Consider the following 16,021-nt stretch of genomic DNA (forward strand, 5'->3'; position numbering starts at 1 on the left):
CCCAGAATAAACAATGGAAGTTGTCACTAAACCGTTCCATCAAATAGTTGTCAACACCATTAAAAGTTTGCGGTTTATCGTTTACTATTTCAAGTTTCAGGTTGACTGACGCATGAATTGCTGACGCGTCAGCCAACTTGAAATAGTAAACCGCAAACCTTAAACTGTTATTTCCGCTGGATGCGTCAGTTTTTCGCCATATTCCTGAAAACGCTGCTCTACCTATTTATTACGGTAGTGGTTTTGGCGTTGGGCGTATTATTGGGGCTACAAATACCGGCGGTTCAGACGCGCCTAGCCAAAGAAGGAGCGGAATGGCTTTCGTCAAAATTACTCTTCCCCGTTACGATTGATGGCGTTTCGATCAAATGGTTCGATTCGTTAACGCTGGAACACCTGACCATTCAGGACCGGCAGGGACGACCAATGATTGTGGTCGGACGGCTCGATGCAGACTACAATCTCCAAAATCTGCTCGATTCGTCGGCTCATAATATTCATCTCGATGAGGTCGTGTTGTATCGTCCTGATGTGCGGATGATCAAGAACAAGACGAATGGCGACACTAACCTCGACGATTTCATTGCCCGGATTGAAGAGCTGACATCTGACCCAACAAAACCCAGTATTCCTAACCAGAACGTTCCCTTTACGGTCGGGCACATTCATCTGGTCGATGGCAAATACACCCTAGAAGACCCGCGTGAGCCGTTCATGCACGACCGGAACAGCTTCGATTATAACCACTTCACCCTCCAGAAACTCAACGCCGAAGTCAGTGACTTTTTAGTGTTGGGCGATACGATAGCCTTTCAGGCAAAAGGATTATCCGGCATTGACCGCGACTCACGCATCAAAATTCGCCGTCTCGACACTCGTTTTCTGTATTGCAATACAAAAATGGAGTTGGGCGAATTATATGCCAACATCGGTAACTCCATTATTCGCAATGAACTGACCTTTTTATATGACAGGCCATCTGCCTTTGGCGATTTCAACAGCCGGGTATTGATGCACGCCCGATTCCGGGATAGCAAAGTTCAATCCGCTGATTTAGGTTTTTTCTCTGATTACCTGCGTGGTCTGAAAGAGACCTGGTATTTGACCGGCAACTTTACCGGTACTGTCATCGACTTTCAGTTGCAAAAGACCGATCTTCGTTTTGGACCAAATGGCCGCAGTCGGCTAACGGGTGATATGGCCTGGAAAGGTCTGCCCGACATCGATCACACAACAGTCAACTTCGCCTTTACACCTTCTACTGTCAACTTAGCCGACATACGGCAGTACTATCCTGACTCGTCGTTCAATCATACAATTCAGAAGTTAGGCACAAGCACCTTTGCCGCCACGTTTGTGGGCGCTTTCGACGATTTCAAAACCAAAGGCACGTTCCGAACGGCCATTGGCTCGGTAACGGGTGATCTGGCGCTCAAACTGGCCGACAAATCCGATCAGACGACGTACACGGCGAATCTTCGTAGCGAAAATCTTGATCTGGGTCAGTTGATCGATCAGCCCGACGAGTTTGGAAAAATTACGGGCGAAGGCCGTTTAACCGGAAAAGGAACTGATATTAAACGGGCCACGATCGATTTTGATGGAAAGTTTAGTCAGTTTGGCTGGCAACGGTATCCCTACCAGAACGTAGCCGCTCGTGGTAACCTGCAAAAAGCCTTGTTTCAGGGCCAGATGCACATTCATGACCCTAACCTGTCGTTCGACCTCGATGGCGAATTCAACCTTAGTGGGCCTAAAAATCACTTTGATTTTAAAGGGGCTATTCAGCGGGCCGATTTACGGGCACTGGGTTATCTGAGCGATTCGCTGGTTGTTCAGAGTATTGTGGATGTGCGATTGGAAGGTAGTAAACTCGACGATATTGTCGGCAGCGCTATTTTCAACAGTACAATGCTCAGTCGAAACGGTCGAAATCTGGCGATCGAGAAACTGAACCTGACCTCTTCGATTGAGCAACGGGCCCAGGGAGTGGCGGACTCGGTTGGTAATCAGCGTTATTTCGATCTCGACTCCGATTTTCTGACAACGCGCCTACAGGGCAACTTTCAGCCCCAGCGTACGATCGATGACCTGAAGCGACTCGTTCGTGAATATGCGCTTCATTTTGCGGGCGATGCGGCTGGTATGAAGACGTATTATGCCCAAAAACGTCAGCAGGCAACCCGGTTAGCCAGTCGTCGTTCGGCCACTAAACCAACTCGCTATGGGGTCGATTATCAGTTAATTACCAAAAATAGTGCTCCTTTACTGACGTTTTTAGGGTCGCCGGTTTATGTGGCTCCGTCTACCCGTCTGGAAGGACGCTTTACCGAAGACAACACGTCTTTTCTAACAGCTACGGTCAGAACCGATTCACTGCATTTCGGTAGCATCAGTTTCGGACCGAGTGATCTGGATTTAACAACGTCCAAATTTACCTTCAGCGAAGAAGTTTTGGCCTCCGCTGTTATTTCATCGAAACGGCAAATTTTCAGTTCATTACTCCCTACCCGAAACCTACAGGTCGAAGCCTCGTGGGACGTAGACCATATCGACTTCACGAGCGACGTTGATCAGGCCGACAGCAGCGGTTCCTACACCAACCACGCCGACCTGAACGGTGAGCTTCGGTTTAAGGGTGATGCCATTGACCTGACCTTTCGCCAGTCGAAACTCCGCGTACTCAATGGCGATTGGGTGCTGAACCCCGAAAGCCTGATTCGAAAGGTTGGAAACGAATACACCATTCGGAATCTCTCGCTGGTAAACGACGCTCAACTGGTTCAGGCATCGGGTAAAATTTCGGCTGATTCGGTGGAACATCTGGCCATTGAAGCCCAGAATTTCCTACTGGCTTCACTTAATTCCGTACTTAAAACCAAGCTAGGTGGTAGCCTGAATGGATCGATGGCGGTACGGAATATCTACCGAACTCCGATTATCGAAAGCGCACTATCCGTTCGGGCTTTTTCGTACGACAATGCGCTGATCGGCGACGTTCGAGGGCAGGGCGATTGGGATCAGCAAACCCAACAAGTGAATGTAAATGCCAGTATAAACCGAAATGGCGCCGATGTAGTCACGTTGGCAGGAACCTATACACCGCAACGCAAAGCCAATCCGCTGGCCGTTAAAGCGAGTGTAAATAATGCGGATCTGGTGTTGCTGGAGCCTTTTACAACGGGTCTTTTCTCGAACCTGGGGGGTATAGCCAGTGGTACAATTTCCGTAACGGGTAAACCTGCCGCCCCTATTCTGAAAGGCGAGGTAGCCATTCAGGGCGGACATGGCCGATTCGATTATCTGAAAGCTGACTTTGCCTTCGATGATAAAATCTATTTTGGCGAAAACGAGATCATTACCCGGCAACTGGTTCTCCGCGACCCACAGGGAAACACGGCCACATTGCGTGGTGGCGTGTATCACGACCGCTTCCGCTATTTCACCCTTGGCTTTGATGCCGATCTGAAGAATTTTCGGATCATGAACACCACGGCGAAGGACAACGATGCGTTTTATGGACAGGCAATTGTAACAGGCCGGGCCGAACTGTATGGCCCAACCGATAACCTGACTATCCGGGCTACGGCAACCAGCAACAAAGGCACACGAATTTACATCCCGCTCGATGGAGCCACTACGGTTGATGCCGACGACCAGATTCGCTTTGTAAACCTGAGCAGTAAGACACCCCATAAACCTACCAGTCAAACAGCCACGGAAACGGAAAATGAAATAGACCTGTCCCGTATCCAGATGGATTTCAACTTCGACATCACACCCGATGCCTATTGTGAAATTCAACTGGATCGTCAGACAGGTGATATTATTAAAGCTTACGGCCAGGGCCGGGTGGCCATGAAGGTGGACACAAAGGGCGATTTCACGATGACGGGCAACTATGAAATCCAGAAAGGAGATTACACCTTTACCTTCCAGAACATCATAAACAAACGTTTTGAGATCAGGCCAAACAGCCGCATTACCTGGACCGGCGATCCGTACGGTGCTCTGTTGGATGTGACGGCTGCTTATACACAATACACCTCGCTGGCACCGCTGCTCGTTAACCAGTCAACCACAACGACTTCGGCCGAACAGACCCGTCGTTATCCGGTCGATCTGGTCATCAAACTAGCCGGTGAGTTAGGCTCCCCGTCGATCAGCTACGACCTCGACATCAAAGAATATCCCTCATCATCACTGTACCGACAAGCAATTACGGCGTTTGAATCACGACTACAAAGTAATGATCAGGAGCTTACCCGGCAGGTCAGTAGTGTGTTGCTGTTCAATCAGTTACTACCTGAAGGCACCAGTCTGTTTGATCAGGGACAGGTAAATTCGGGCGTTGCCAACAGCGTGAGCGAGTTGATTTCAAACCAGATCAGCCGTTTGGCGTCGAATCTGAATGAAAACCTCGATATAGGCCTATCGTTTGGCGGCTTTACCAGTACCAGCACACAAAATGACAACCTGCTGAATAATCTACAGCTCCGGTTTTCGTATCGATTGCTCAACGACCGGCTGCGCATCAGTCGGGATGGCGGCTTTACGTATGGCCAGAGTCAGTACAATGCCGCCAGTCTGCTCGGCGAATGGACGCTGGAATATTTCATCACCCCCGATGGGCATTTGCGGGCCAAGGTATACAATCGAAATCAGCAGAGTATTCTAAGTCAGTACAACCTGGCCAGTACGATTACCACGGGTGGTGGTATCAGCTTGTTATACACCCGATCTTTCAACCATATTTTCGGTAGTAAGCGTACTACACCTGGGCTGGTTCCGCCAACATCTTCCAGCGAATCACTACAGTTCCCTCCCGTTCCAGGTGCCAGCCTCATCGGAAAAGGCCGGGGAGAGCTTTAATTACGGCTAGCTTCAGCTATTAAAAAACGCCTGGAAGGACTTCGATTAACTCTCTGATCGACAATACTGTATTTCATACAGACCCTATCCCTATAAAACTTTCTAACAATTTCCAGGGCAAATTCTTGCATGAGATCGTCATCTGATTTAAGTTTGTTTAAAATTAGTCTAAATAAGCAAACTACTTGCTTAGATGCTAAACGAGCTTAAGCCCTGTGCGCTGGTCATGTATCTACGTTGAGACGCGCGACTCAATCCATTGCCGGACACAGGCACTATTTCCTGCTGACTATAAAACGGACGACTATGAACTCCTGTAAACCACTCATACTCTTTGAGCAAACGGCCTTCTACATCTCCCAGTGCCAGCACTGCCAGCGTATTGGCCTGATTTACCACAATATGGTTCTGGGGTTCAAAAATGAGGAGTTCATCGGATTATGTCAGACACTTGAGTCGGTAAACTTTGATGAAAGCAGCGTCCTGCTACCCGATGGACAGTGGCACCTGATTATCAAAACGGGGCACCCGGATATCCAATTCAATTTATCACGTTCAGAGTTTGAGAGTTTTCGGGCCGGGCTGCACCAGGCATTACGGCGGATGAACTTACATCAACTTCTCCGCCTTCAGTCAAACTAGCCCACCCGCCAGCCTTTAATAGCCCTTAACCCAGATTTTACAAGTAAATGGATAACTACGTTTCATAGGTTAAAAGCGACAGCAAAGGAACCGGCCTCTGTCCGGTTCCTTTCTTAACACATTTCTTATGTATGTCAACTTCGTCAACACTGCTTGCTACTGCCCGTATTAAACTCGAAGAATGGCTGCTGGCCAAAGGGTTACGCCGGTCAGGTGAGCGATTTGCTATTCTGGAGGAGGTTTACTCCCGCGACGATCACTTCGATGCCGAAGACCTATTTAAGTCGATGCAGGAAAAATCGTACCGAGTGAGCCGGGCAACGGTGTACAATACGCTGGATGTATTTATCGAGTGCGGTTTGATCATTCGACATCAGTTTGGTGATGATGACAACGCAAAGTATCGTTACGAAAAATCGCTGGGTCGACAGCAGCATGCCCATCTGGTCTGTACGCTCTGCCATCGGGTAAAAGAGTTCTGCGACCCACGTCTGCACCTTATCAAAACAAACGTTGGAAAGTCGCTCCAATTTCAGGTTGTGTCGCACTCCCTGGTTTTCTACGGACAATGTACCGATGAAACTTGTGAGGCCAGGCTTGCCAAACGCTCAAAAGCAGACCAATCCGGAAAGAGGAAGGGGTAAAAGTGTCCATTTTATTCTTTATCTGAACAGACACTTTTCCTACAACTCCATGACTGTCTACTCCACTGACTGGCGTTTTACTCGTTTGCTCGGTTTATTGATTCTGATAGCGCTGGCAAATCCACTCGTTGCTCAGCGAACCTTTACCAATCCCATCAAAAATTCAGGCCCGGATCCCTGGGTGCTGCAAAAAGACGGCTGGTATTACTATATGAATACAACCGGCCGTAACCTTACGCTCTGGAAAACCCGGAATATGGCGGATCTGGCCAGCGCCGAAAGTAAAGTCGTATACACCCCGCCTTCCGGACAACCCTATTCGCGCGACTTATGGGCTCCCGAAATCCATTTCCTGAATGGCCGCTGGTATATCTATTTTTCAGCCGACTCACTCAATAATTTATCGCACCGGGTATGGGTTATTGAAAACCAATCGCCCGACCCTATGCAGGGCGAGTGGACGGTAAAAGGCAAAATTGGTGACAAAGCCGATCACTGGGCCATCGACATGTCGGTGATCGATTACAATGGTCAGCTTTACGCAGCCTGGTCGGGCTGGGAAGGGCCAACCAATGGTCGACAGGATATTTACATTGCCCGACTGAAAAATCCCTGGACTATTGATGGCGATCGGGTTAAGCTTTCTCAGCCTGATCTGCCCTGGGAACAGCACGGCGATGTGCCGCAGGAGTGGCAAAAAAATGGAGAAGTTCCTAAAATTTACGTCAACGAAGGGCCTGAGTTTCTACGTCATCAGGACAAACTATTCATTGTGTATTCGGCTAATGCCTGCTGGCTCGACTACTGCATGGGCTTGTTAACGTATAGTGGCAAAGGCGATCTGCTCAATCCGAAAAACTGGATCAAAAGTACAAATCCCGTGTTTCAACAAGCGCCCGATAATGGCGTATGGGCACCTGGTCATGGCGGATTTTTCCACTCAGCCGATGGTAAGCAGGACTGGATGATCTATCATGCTAATTCGTCAGCAATGGACGGTTGCGGGAACAAACGCGCCCCCCACATTCAGCCATTTACCTGGAATACCGACGGATCACCTAACTTTGGCAAACCAGCTTCCAAAAAGCCCATGCCTGTACCGGCGGAATAAATTGATAATGGATAATGATAAATGGAAAATGCATAATGAGAAGGCAACCATTATACATTTTCCATTTATCATTATCCATTGTACATTATTCATTTATTAACTCGTTGAAACAACCCTAATTAGTAGATCATGAAGCGATTATCATTTCTAGTCCTTTTCTTCATTTCCACCCTTGCTCTGGCGCAACCCACCGCACCAATCGCCCGGTGGTCGGCGGCAAAGGCAAATGCCTGGTATACCAAAGAGCCTTTTCTGGTTGGCTCCAATTATATTCCAGCCAATGCCATTAATGAACTTGAAATGTTCCAGGCTGAAAGCTTCGACCCGGCCACGATTGATAAGGAATTAGCGATGGCCCAGAGCATCGGCATGAACACGATGCGGGTGTTTCTGCATGACTTACTCTGGCAGGATGCAGCCGGTTTTACCAAACGGCTCGACCAGTTTTTGAGTATCTGTGCCAAACATAAAATTCGTCCGATGCTGGTGCTTTTCGATTCCTGCTGGGACCCACTGCCCAAACTTGGCAAACAGCACGAACCAACCCCAGGCATCCATAACTCAGGCTGGATACAAAGTCCAGGGGCCGAAGCGCTGTCTGACGTGTCGCAATATCCTCGACTGGAAGCCTATGTTAAAGGTGTAGTCGGCGCCTTTAAAAACGATAATAGGATTTTGGCCTGGGATATCTGGAATGAGCCAGATAATGGCAACGACAACAGTTATGGCCAGAATCATACGATCAAAACCGAATTGCCCAAAGCCCGCAAAATCGAAATCATTACGCGCCTGTTGCCGCAGGTTTTCCAGTGGGCGCGGGCAGCCGGAGCTACACAGCCACTCACATCCGGTGTGTGGATCTACCGAACTCCTGAGGATTGGCAAAACGCAGCCAAATGGTCGCCTATGGAAAAAGTACAGTTCGAAAATTCTGACATTATTACCTTCCACCAATATTCGAAACCCGCCGACCTGGAGAAAGTCATTCCAGCATTGGTGTCATTTGGTCGTCCAGTCATTTGTACTGAATACATGGCTCGGGGTGTTGACAGTAAATTCCAGACGCACCTGCCTATTGCTAAAAAAGCCAAAGTCGGGATGATCAACTGGGGCTTTGTGGCTGGCAAAACGCAGACGTTCCTCCCCTGGGATAGCTGGCAAAAGCCTTATGTGAATGGCCGGGAGCCAGCCATCTGGTTCCATGAAGTGTTTAAACAGGACAATACCCCAGTCGATGCGGCTGAAGTAGCTGCTATCAAACAGGCCACGGGGAAATGATTTGATTGCGTACAGAAAATTTTCAAAAAATTTACAAACGCGAACGCCTTGATTCCCAACGTATAGGTACTATCGCAAAAATTTTCTAACAACTTTTTTCAACGAACCGCTTGCACCGAATCCCTTAAACGCCTACTTTTGTGCCACGATTAAGGAAAACGGCAACGGGATCAAAATCGTAAAAGTTGGTTCGGTAGTTCAGTTGGTTAGAATACCTGCCTGTCACGCAGGGGGTCGCGGGTTCGAGCCCCGTCCGGACCGCCACTGAAAATCAAGCACTTATCAGAAATGGTAAGTGCTTTTTTGCTTCATCAGCTTTATCCCTCAACTCGATTCGACCGAGTCAGCAACAAATTTATGTCCTTACCTAAACCCGTTTACGAAAGCGTATGTCGAACAAAATTGCCATCGTAACAGGTGCTGCCCGGGGAATCGGTCTTGCTACCACAAAATTGTTCTTAGAAAATGACTGGCACGTTGCGATGGTTGACCGCGACGAAGCAGAACTCCTACTGGCCTCGGAGCAACTACCTGGCACATTGCCCATCAACTGTGACGTTTCCATTCCGGGTATAGTACAGGAAATGGTGTCGAAAGTGCTGGCCACCTTTGGGCGAATCGATGCTTTAATCAATAATGCAGGGGTGGCTGTTTTCGAGCCACTCGAAAAAACAGATTTCGACATCTGGCGAACCATTATGGCAACCAATCTGGATGGCGTTTTCCTTTGCTCTCAGGCTGTAATACCTGCGTTGAAAGAAAGCCGGGGGGCGATTGTGAACATAGCTTCCATTTCGGCGCTTCGGGCCAGCACTTTACGGGTAGCTTATGGCACTTCGAAAGCCGCCGTCGTTCATTTGACGAAACAACTGGCCATCGAATTGGGTGACTATGGTGTACGGGTCAACTGTGTTTCGCCGGGCCCGGTAAAAACAAAACTGGCCGAAGCCGTCCATTCACCGGAGATTATCAAAGCCTATTACGATGGTATTCCATTGAATCGATCAGCGACCGAACAGGACATCGCTGAGGCCGTCGTATTCCTCTGCTCGACAAAGGCATCCTATATTACCGGGCAGATGCTTGCTGTCGATGGGGGCTTCGATGCGAGTGGTGTCGGTCTGCCAGCCCTCCGGGCATCCAGAGAGAGTTAGCAGGCAAGAGTCGATACAGTATTTTGATTAACATCCCGAAAGCTTAGCGCTTTCGGGATGTTTCACTTTTAAGCTTTCTCCGCCACCAGATATACCTGTGGATCGCCCATTTGGTAGGCAATGCTTTCAGTTGAGCTATACACACCAATGGTTTTCAGCCCCATACTAGCCAAGAAGCGTTTTAGCTCAGCCAGCGTATAAACGTAGTGCTTGAAATAGTGCGTTTCGACCTGCCCGGCTTTGGTATAAACAAGCTCTGTGTTCAGGCAGCTCTCGTCTATATTGTACTCATTGCGGATATCCATCACCAGATCACCGAGGACGTAATGCTTCGTCTTTGGGAAATTGGGCAGAATACTTTCGGCAAGCAGGCCCGAGTTGATCACAAACCGAGCGCCGGTTTTCAACGCATCGGCCACTTTCTTGACAAAAATCAGCATGCCTTCGTGAGCCACATAGCCGAAACTATTTCCCATACAGTAGGCCCCGTCAAATCCGGATGGCAGTTCTAAAGTCAGAAAATCGCCCTGAATCAGGTTCATGGACAGTTTCTCGTCCGCCAGTCGGCTACGTAACGACTGAAGGAATTCGGCAGAAATATCAACACCTGTCAGGTCATATCCGCGTTTGGTCAATTCAATCGCATGACGGCCAAATCCACAGGGAATATCCAGAATGCGGGAACCAGGTGGCACATCTAATGCACTGACAAGGAAATCGACTTCCGGGAGCGTCCATTCGGGCGTAACGGCTTTTTCCCACATCTCACAGTTTACACCTGCAAAAAAATCTTCGTACCAATTGTTTTTAATGGTTGTTGTCATTGTCTTTATAAAAAGGGCAATAGCCCATGATTGTCTATTTTGCTTGTAATCAATAGGATAAATAGGAAAGTACCTCGGCGGCTGACCGATCTTTAATCCTATCTGGAAAAGTATAACGCATACAGGGACCAGCGCTAGCTAAATGGGCTACGCTGTCAGCAGAAGTGACCAGCTAAACCTGGTCTACGCACAAAAGATCAGTTTGTGACCGGACAACCGAAACATGACGAGTCAGCCGAAAATAAATCGGTCCAAATGAAGGAAGATAAAAAGTGAACCCGCGTAGGGTTCTTAGGCCATGGTAGGCACCGGCAGTGTATTTATGTACGGAGCAAAGCTAAACAATCCGTTGGCAAAAAACCAATGGCTATTGAGTGAACGGTTCACTCCGTACTGGTATGGTTAAAAACGAAAACACCCCGCAGGTTTTGGCCGTTCGGGGTGTTCGATCTATTTCGTTATTCCTGAAGCTGTTTAACCTTTTAAAGGGAATTCAAAAATGCGTGTTTTTGTCATGCTGACCGGGACGCGTAGTCGCAGGAAGCATCTTCGGCAGCAGCATTCTTTTTAGCTATCGAAGATGCTTCCTGCGACTACGCGTCCCGGTCAGCATGACAAAAAAGCTACCCGGTTTTAATGAAATTTGAAAAGTTTAAACAGCTTCCCTATTTAAGCGAATAGGCTTTTACTGTATTGTGGAAAAAAGTAGGAACAAAGAGCATCTGCCTGCTGGCACTATAGCCGATGTCGGCCGAATTAATTTTTTCTTTCGACGTATCCAGCTTCAGCTCCGTTTTTCCATCGGGTTCGATCGACCAGATCTTACCGGCCCATTCCGTAACTACATATTTTTTGTTGCCAAGGGCCACAATGCCGTCAATTCCGCCCATGCCTGAGGCAAGCGTAGTCAGTTTTTTCGTGGCTGGGTCCATCGACAACAACGAGCCATCGCCGTTGCCAATCAGCAGTTGATTGTTTTCAAACAAGAGTCCATTGGGTCCCTTCAAAGGAGCTCCTGCCAGAACCAGGGCAGGCTTTCCGTTGGTAATAGCCCAAACCTTACTGTCGTTCGAGTCAGAGACATACACGATACCTTTCTGAGTATCGATGGCAATGTCGTTGAGGAACTTAGCCCCTTCAACTGGGTATCGGTTGAGGATTTTGCCGGTTGCCAGCGACACTTCAGCCACCTGGGTCATTTCCGTAACATACAGTTTGTCGCCCAGGATACCCATTCCCTTCGTCGAGTTAAGGCCTTCGGTGAATTTCAACTTAATCACCTTGCCATCCATACCTACCTTGGCGAGATAGCTGCCTTTATTTTCCAGCGTTGGATTGCCATTGATACAGGCCACGTAGAGCACATTTTTGGCCGGATCAACCAGCACGCATTCAGGCGTTCGGAGGGTTGTATCGGTTTCCCAAACCGGCTTTAAATTCACTGTTTGTGCCTGAGCCATAGTCGTGCAGGCAATCATACTCATACAGGCAATAAAGAACGTTTTTCGCATCGATCGGTTGGTTTTGAGGAATAAAAAGATGCTATCTGAAGGCAATTGCAATAGCGCGACCAATCTATCAAATTTCTGCCAAATAACCGCTGCCCTGCCTGTAGCAGAACGGCTCAAGCTCATTTATCTGAGCGTATGGCAAACGCTTCGAAAAAGATTTTTCAGGGATGCAACCTGCCAGAATCGGTTTGCATCTACCGGTTAAAACCAGTTTTTTAACTCATTAAATTAGCCAACCAATGACCCGTTGTCTCTTAGCAATCTGCCTTCTCGTGTCTATAAGTTCCTGTTCATTCACCAGACAGTGGCAGGGAACCTCAAACAACCAACACGCCAAAGCCAGCTTTAAAGAATTGAGTGGCAAGCAGACCTTTTCCCTGCATGTACCCGAAAATGATATCTATCTGGCCTATCAGTTTACCGAAACGGATGGCGACATGACAGCATCTGTAAAATCGCCATCAGCCACCCTGTTCCAGAAGAAAATCAATACGTCCGAAGCCAACAGTCTTCATTTAGTGAACCAGAAAGGAGCCGAGTATACGGTAACCATCAAAGGGAAACGGGCATCGGGTGCCTTCGACGTTCGGTTTGTAGCTACGCCGAATTGATGGGTTAACCTCGCCGACGCGTCGGACCGTCCCTAGCCCGCTCCTAAAATTGCTCTACATTAAATAACCACCGAATTCAACCAAACCCTATCAGCCCACAGCTAAAGCGGTGGGCTGATAGTTGTTATTTCTGCGATTAATTACCTCAAATCAATATCAGGCATTCCCCTGCTAGATATAGGCAATACAATCCATTTCGACCAGTGAATCACCGGGAACGCCACCGTAAACGGCTACCGTTGTCCGAACAGGGGGCTTAGCTCCGAAACGCCCTTTGTAGACTTCGTTCATGGCTTTGTAGTCGTTCAGATCGTGAAGGAACACGCTGACTTTCAAAACCTTTTCCATCGACGAACCGGCTTTAATCAGTTCTTTCTCCATTGCCTTCAGCACTTCGTCGGTATGCACTTTGATGTCGCCTTCTTTGTGATAGCCTATACCAGCCACAAATACCAGATTCCCCAGCTTGGTTGAGCTCGAAAAGAGTGGTATATCCTGATGGTTTACGACGTTGAAGACTTCTTTTTCGGGGGCAGCATCAGCGGCCACAGCTTGGGTCGTAGCACCCAGACCAATGGCTCCGGCGGCTGAGGCAAATAGGCGTTTTAAGATGGAACGGCGTTCGGTTTTCATACGATACTCAATCAGTTATAAGTTACTTTTTACGTTTATCAAGTGGTTGCAGAATAAGGTAAACCCAGTATTAATTTAACCCCAATGGACTGACGATCCCGTTCAGGTCATAGACGATCTTTCCTCCTTTGATTGTCATTTCGCATTCAAACTTTTGCTTCGCCATCAGTTTGTAGCCCGTTTTATCATATAATCCAAAACTACCCTGTCGCATACTCAGGATGGCGACATCGGCAATGGCCCCTACCGACAAATGGCCCAGGTTTTCACGCTTGATGACCTGCGCGGGTGTCCAGGTGCTGGCTCTGATCACACTGGGAATATCCTCGCCCATCGCTACGAATTTCGACATGATACTAAGCATGTCTTTCATTGAGCCATTCATACTGCCCGTGTGCAGATCGGTGCTGATGGTGGTGGGGTAGAATTTGCTTTTAAGAGCCGGAATCGCCTGCGAGAAATTGAAGCTGGCTCCGCCATACCCCACATCAAACACAATGCCCCGTTTGCGAGCTTCCCAGATGAACGGTTTTACCTTACCCGTTTCTTCATCGACAATCGTTTCCCGGACATTGTTAGGCAAGAGCGTGTACGTATGCGTGAAAATATCGCCCGGCCGCAGGTGCTTCAGAAAGAGATCTTCCAGTGGCAACGGGGGATGACTTCCGCCAAAATCGACCATAACCGGAACGCCCGCTAAGGTTCCAGCCTGTACCGCATGATCGACGGGAGCCCAGCTTGCCCCCTGAAAGTGAGCCACTTTAAAGCCGACGACGTCGTTTTTGTTTCCCATCGCAACGCGGGCTGCCTGCTTTGGGTCCATGTCGGTGGTATCCTGCTCGAATTTACCTCCACGCATCCCCTCACCTACGATGTTCAGAAACGAGAGCACCCGCGTTTTGGCCGTCAGAATGATGTTTTGCTTAAACGTTTCGAAGGATTTCCAGCCTGCGCCCCCCGCATCGACAATCGTTGTGACGCCAGTTCGGAACGTAAAGCCATCCGGCGCTACGGCGGTGGCGCCATTGCTCAGGTAATGATTAGGTTCGGTACCGTAAAATACGTGCCCATGCAGGTCGATCAGGCCGGGGGTTACGTACATACCTTTCGCATCGACAACCTGCTTCGCCTGACTAGCATCGATCGTTTTCGCGACCTGGCTGATTTTGCCATCCGTTATGGCCACATCCATGATGGCATCGATGTTATTCTTCGGATCGATCAGGTGCCCTCCTTTGATAACAATACTATATGACTGGGCATCAACCGTATAGCTCGCAAGACAGAAAAAGAAAAGGAATAGAAAAAGTTTTTGCATAAACAGTTTGGGTTTACAGTTCAAACCAGCCTCTCTCCCCGTGTCTGTGTCCTCACAGACACCTGTGCAAGAGCAATTATTACCATCCGGTGTGGTGTCTGTGAGGACACAGACACGGGGAGAAGTCGGGACACCCAGCTTGAAACAGAAAACAGGTTAAACCGCTCCTTTGGCGAGTTCTTCTTTAAGGCGGGTGGCTACGATTTTTTCTTCGCCGGGCTTCAGCATCCAGGCCGTCATGCCAATGGTTTTGCCGTCGCTAACGATTTCGATAGACGGTGTGCCGTTCCGTAATCCATCCTGCACTGCTTTGGCCGTCAGATTCACTTTGGCCGTATCCCAGCTAATACGCAGCGTGGGTGTGTGATTACCCAGCTCGGGCGCAAATGTTTCCACACTTACCCCTTTCACACTTTTAGCCGCATTGGCAATGTGGGCGGCCCGTTCTTCCAGCATTTTCCAGTCCTTGTCCTGATCGCGGGCAATAAACTTTTCGAGGGCGATGTACATACCCAGAATTTCTTCCTTGTTGACCTTCATCCCCCGACCGATGGTTGAACCACGTGGGGGCATGCTGAGTCGGGCCGCATCGATGTAGGCTTTTTTGCCCATCAGTAAGCCCGCACTTTGTGGCCCACGCATGGCCTTTCCGCCCGATACGCAGACCAGGTCAAAACCCATATCGTTAAACTTCCACAGGTTTTCGACGGGCGGCACATCGGCAGCAATGTCGATCATGGTTGGGATATTGTGCTTTTTCCCCAATTCGACCCACTGCTGGTGCATAATTTTGCCCTTATCAGACTGGATATTTAAAAACCAGAGCATCGCCGTTTTCGGGTTGATCGCCTTTTCAAGCTCGTCAACGGTTTCTATAAAGACGATTTTACAGCCCGTGTTCATCAGCGCGTGTGAGTAGCCGACGTTGTGTCCCTTTTGCACGATCACCTCCGATTTGATGTCGGTGCCTTCGAGATGCGGGAGCTGCTCTACCTTTTTCTGGTCCATACCCGTCAGCACGCCAGCCAGCCCCAGGGTCATAGCCGAAAAACAACCAGCCGTCACTACTGCCGATTCGGCATGGGTCAGCGCGGCAATTTTTTCACCCACTTTGGTCTGGACATCATCCAGCATCATAAACTCTTTCGATGATGCCAGGATGGTGTTGACCACGTCCTCATCCATGAGCGAACCCGTCATGGCCGTATAGGTACCGGCAGCGTTGATAAAGGTTCGGATACCCAGTTCTTTCACCAGATTCCGGGGAGCCAGTGCCGGAGCTACCAACGTAGAGGCAACGGACGCTCCCTCTCCGAAAAGACCGCCAACCAGCGGCATAGCCGATAAGTGTTTAATTAATGTTCGTCTGCTGATCATGATTGGTTAAATTCTGTACTGTTGAAGAAATATATTGCCAGGTTAG

At 48.8% G+C, this 16,021-nt stretch carries 12 protein-coding genes and 1 tRNA gene; 8 read left to right on the forward strand and 5 right to left on the reverse strand.

Going from position 1 to position 16,021, the window contains the following annotated elements:
* The first annotated feature begins 180 nt into the window (after window positions 1–180).
* From ACYVFD_RS14235 to ACYVFD_RS14265, 7 genes are all read left to right on the forward strand, one after another.
* Complete coding sequence (locus ACYVFD_RS14235) at window positions 181–4,872, forward strand: translocation/assembly module TamB domain-containing protein (protein WP_461090837.1); 4,692 nt, start codon at window positions 181–183, stop codon at window positions 4,870–4,872.
* A gap of 306 nt (window positions 4,873–5,178) precedes the next feature.
* Entirely contained in the window at window positions 5,179–5,514 is a 336-nt protein-coding gene (locus ACYVFD_RS14240) for a hypothetical protein (RefSeq protein ID WP_461090839.1), read from the forward strand.
* 131 nt (window positions 5,515–5,645) lie between these two features.
* Window positions 5,646–6,158 carry a Fur family transcriptional regulator gene (locus tag ACYVFD_RS14245; RefSeq protein WP_461090841.1) on the forward strand — a complete coding sequence of 171 codons (513 nt, stop codon included), beginning with the start codon at window positions 5,646–5,648 and terminating at the stop codon, window positions 6,156–6,158.
* Between the two features lie 49 nt (window positions 6,159–6,207).
* On the forward strand, window positions 6,208–7,269 hold the full coding sequence (locus ACYVFD_RS14250; protein WP_461090842.1) for a glycoside hydrolase family 43 protein: 1,062 nt from the start codon (window positions 6,208–6,210) through the stop codon (window positions 7,267–7,269).
* Between the two features lie 129 nt (window positions 7,270–7,398).
* Window positions 7,399–8,547 carry a cellulase family glycosylhydrolase gene (locus ACYVFD_RS14255; protein WP_461090843.1) on the forward strand — a complete coding sequence of 383 codons (1,149 nt, stop codon included), beginning with the start codon at window positions 7,399–7,401 and terminating at the stop codon, window positions 8,545–8,547.
* A gap of 187 nt (window positions 8,548–8,734) precedes the next feature.
* Window positions 8,735–8,811: transfer RNA gene (locus tag ACYVFD_RS14260), tRNA-Asp, on the forward strand.
* Between the two features lie 125 nt (window positions 8,812–8,936).
* Window positions 8,937–9,701, forward strand: coding sequence for an SDR family NAD(P)-dependent oxidoreductase (locus ACYVFD_RS14265; protein WP_461090844.1), 765 nt, complete (start codon window positions 8,937–8,939; stop codon window positions 9,699–9,701).
* A gap of 68 nt (window positions 9,702–9,769) precedes the next feature.
* On the opposite strand, the gene ACYVFD_RS14270 is transcribed toward ACYVFD_RS14265, so the two are convergent.
* Together ACYVFD_RS14270 and ACYVFD_RS14275 are read right to left on the reverse strand one after the other, a co-directional pair.
* Complete coding sequence (locus ACYVFD_RS14270) at window positions 9,770–10,525, reverse strand: SAM-dependent methyltransferase (RefSeq protein WP_461090845.1); 756 nt, start codon at window positions 10,523–10,525, stop codon at window positions 9,770–9,772.
* A gap of 665 nt (window positions 10,526–11,190) precedes the next feature.
* Window positions 11,191–12,036, reverse strand: coding sequence for an SMP-30/gluconolactonase/LRE family protein (locus tag ACYVFD_RS14275; RefSeq protein ID WP_461090846.1), 846 nt, complete (start codon window positions 12,034–12,036; stop codon window positions 11,191–11,193).
* A gap of 239 nt (window positions 12,037–12,275) precedes the next feature.
* Between ACYVFD_RS14275 and ACYVFD_RS14280 the strand changes: the two genes are divergently transcribed.
* Complete coding sequence (locus ACYVFD_RS14280; protein ID WP_461090847.1) at window positions 12,276–12,647, forward strand: hypothetical protein; 372 nt, start codon at window positions 12,276–12,278, stop codon at window positions 12,645–12,647.
* A gap of 171 nt (window positions 12,648–12,818) precedes the next feature.
* Here the strand turns inward: ACYVFD_RS14280 and ACYVFD_RS14285 are convergent, their stop codons facing one another.
* The 3 genes from ACYVFD_RS14285 to ACYVFD_RS14295 all read right to left on the reverse strand — a co-directional run bounded on the left by ACYVFD_RS14285 (window position 12,819) and on the right by ACYVFD_RS14295 (window position 15,975).
* Window positions 12,819–13,280: a RidA family protein gene (locus ACYVFD_RS14285; protein ID WP_461090848.1), complete on the reverse strand. Its 462-nt coding sequence runs from the start codon at window positions 13,278–13,280 to the stop codon at window positions 12,819–12,821.
* A 70-nt stretch (window positions 13,281–13,350) separates the two neighbouring features.
* Complete coding sequence (locus ACYVFD_RS14290) at window positions 13,351–14,598, reverse strand: amidohydrolase/deacetylase family metallohydrolase (protein ID WP_461090849.1); 1,248 nt, start codon at window positions 14,596–14,598, stop codon at window positions 13,351–13,353.
* A 156-nt stretch (window positions 14,599–14,754) separates the two neighbouring features.
* Window positions 14,755–15,975, reverse strand: a complete 1,221-nt coding sequence (locus tag ACYVFD_RS14295; protein WP_461090850.1) for an aminotransferase class V-fold PLP-dependent enzyme — start codon at window positions 15,973–15,975, stop codon at window positions 14,755–14,757.
* Window positions 15,976–16,021 lie beyond the last annotated feature (46 nt).

The organism is Spirosoma gilvum, assembly GCF_054776815.1.

Coding starts and splice junctions, on each gene's coding strand:
- ACYVFD_RS14235 (WP_461090837.1), top strand. CDS start 181: ATGCGTCAGTTTTTCGCCATATTCCTGAAAACGCTGCTCTACCTATTT.
- ACYVFD_RS14240 (WP_461090839.1), top strand. CDS start 5,179: ATGAACTCCTGTAAACCACTCATACTCTTTGAGCAAACGGCCTTCTAC.
- ACYVFD_RS14245 (WP_461090841.1), top strand. CDS start 5,646: ATGTCAACTTCGTCAACACTGCTTGCTACTGCCCGTATTAAACTCGAA.
- ACYVFD_RS14250 (WP_461090842.1), top strand. CDS start 6,208: ATGACTGTCTACTCCACTGACTGGCGTTTTACTCGTTTGCTCGGTTTA.
- ACYVFD_RS14255 (WP_461090843.1), top strand. CDS start 7,399: ATGAAGCGATTATCATTTCTAGTCCTTTTCTTCATTTCCACCCTTGCT.
- ACYVFD_RS14265 (WP_461090844.1), top strand. CDS start 8,937: ATGTCGAACAAAATTGCCATCGTAACAGGTGCTGCCCGGGGAATCGGT.
- ACYVFD_RS14270 (WP_461090845.1), bottom strand. CDS start 10,525: ATGACAACAACCATTAAAAACAATTGGTACGAAGATTTTTTTGCAGGT.
- ACYVFD_RS14275 (WP_461090846.1), bottom strand. CDS start 12,036: ATGCGAAAAACGTTCTTTATTGCCTGTATGAGTATGATTGCCTGCACG.
- ACYVFD_RS14280 (WP_461090847.1), top strand. CDS start 12,276: ATGACCCGTTGTCTCTTAGCAATCTGCCTTCTCGTGTCTATAAGTTCC.
- ACYVFD_RS14285 (WP_461090848.1), bottom strand. CDS start 13,280: ATGAAAACCGAACGCCGTTCCATCTTAAAACGCCTATTTGCCTCAGCC.
- ACYVFD_RS14290 (WP_461090849.1), bottom strand. CDS start 14,598: ATGCAAAAACTTTTTCTATTCCTTTTCTTTTTCTGTCTTGCGAGCTAT.
- ACYVFD_RS14295 (WP_461090850.1), bottom strand. CDS start 15,975: ATGATCAGCAGACGAACATTAATTAAACACTTATCGGCTATGCCGCTG.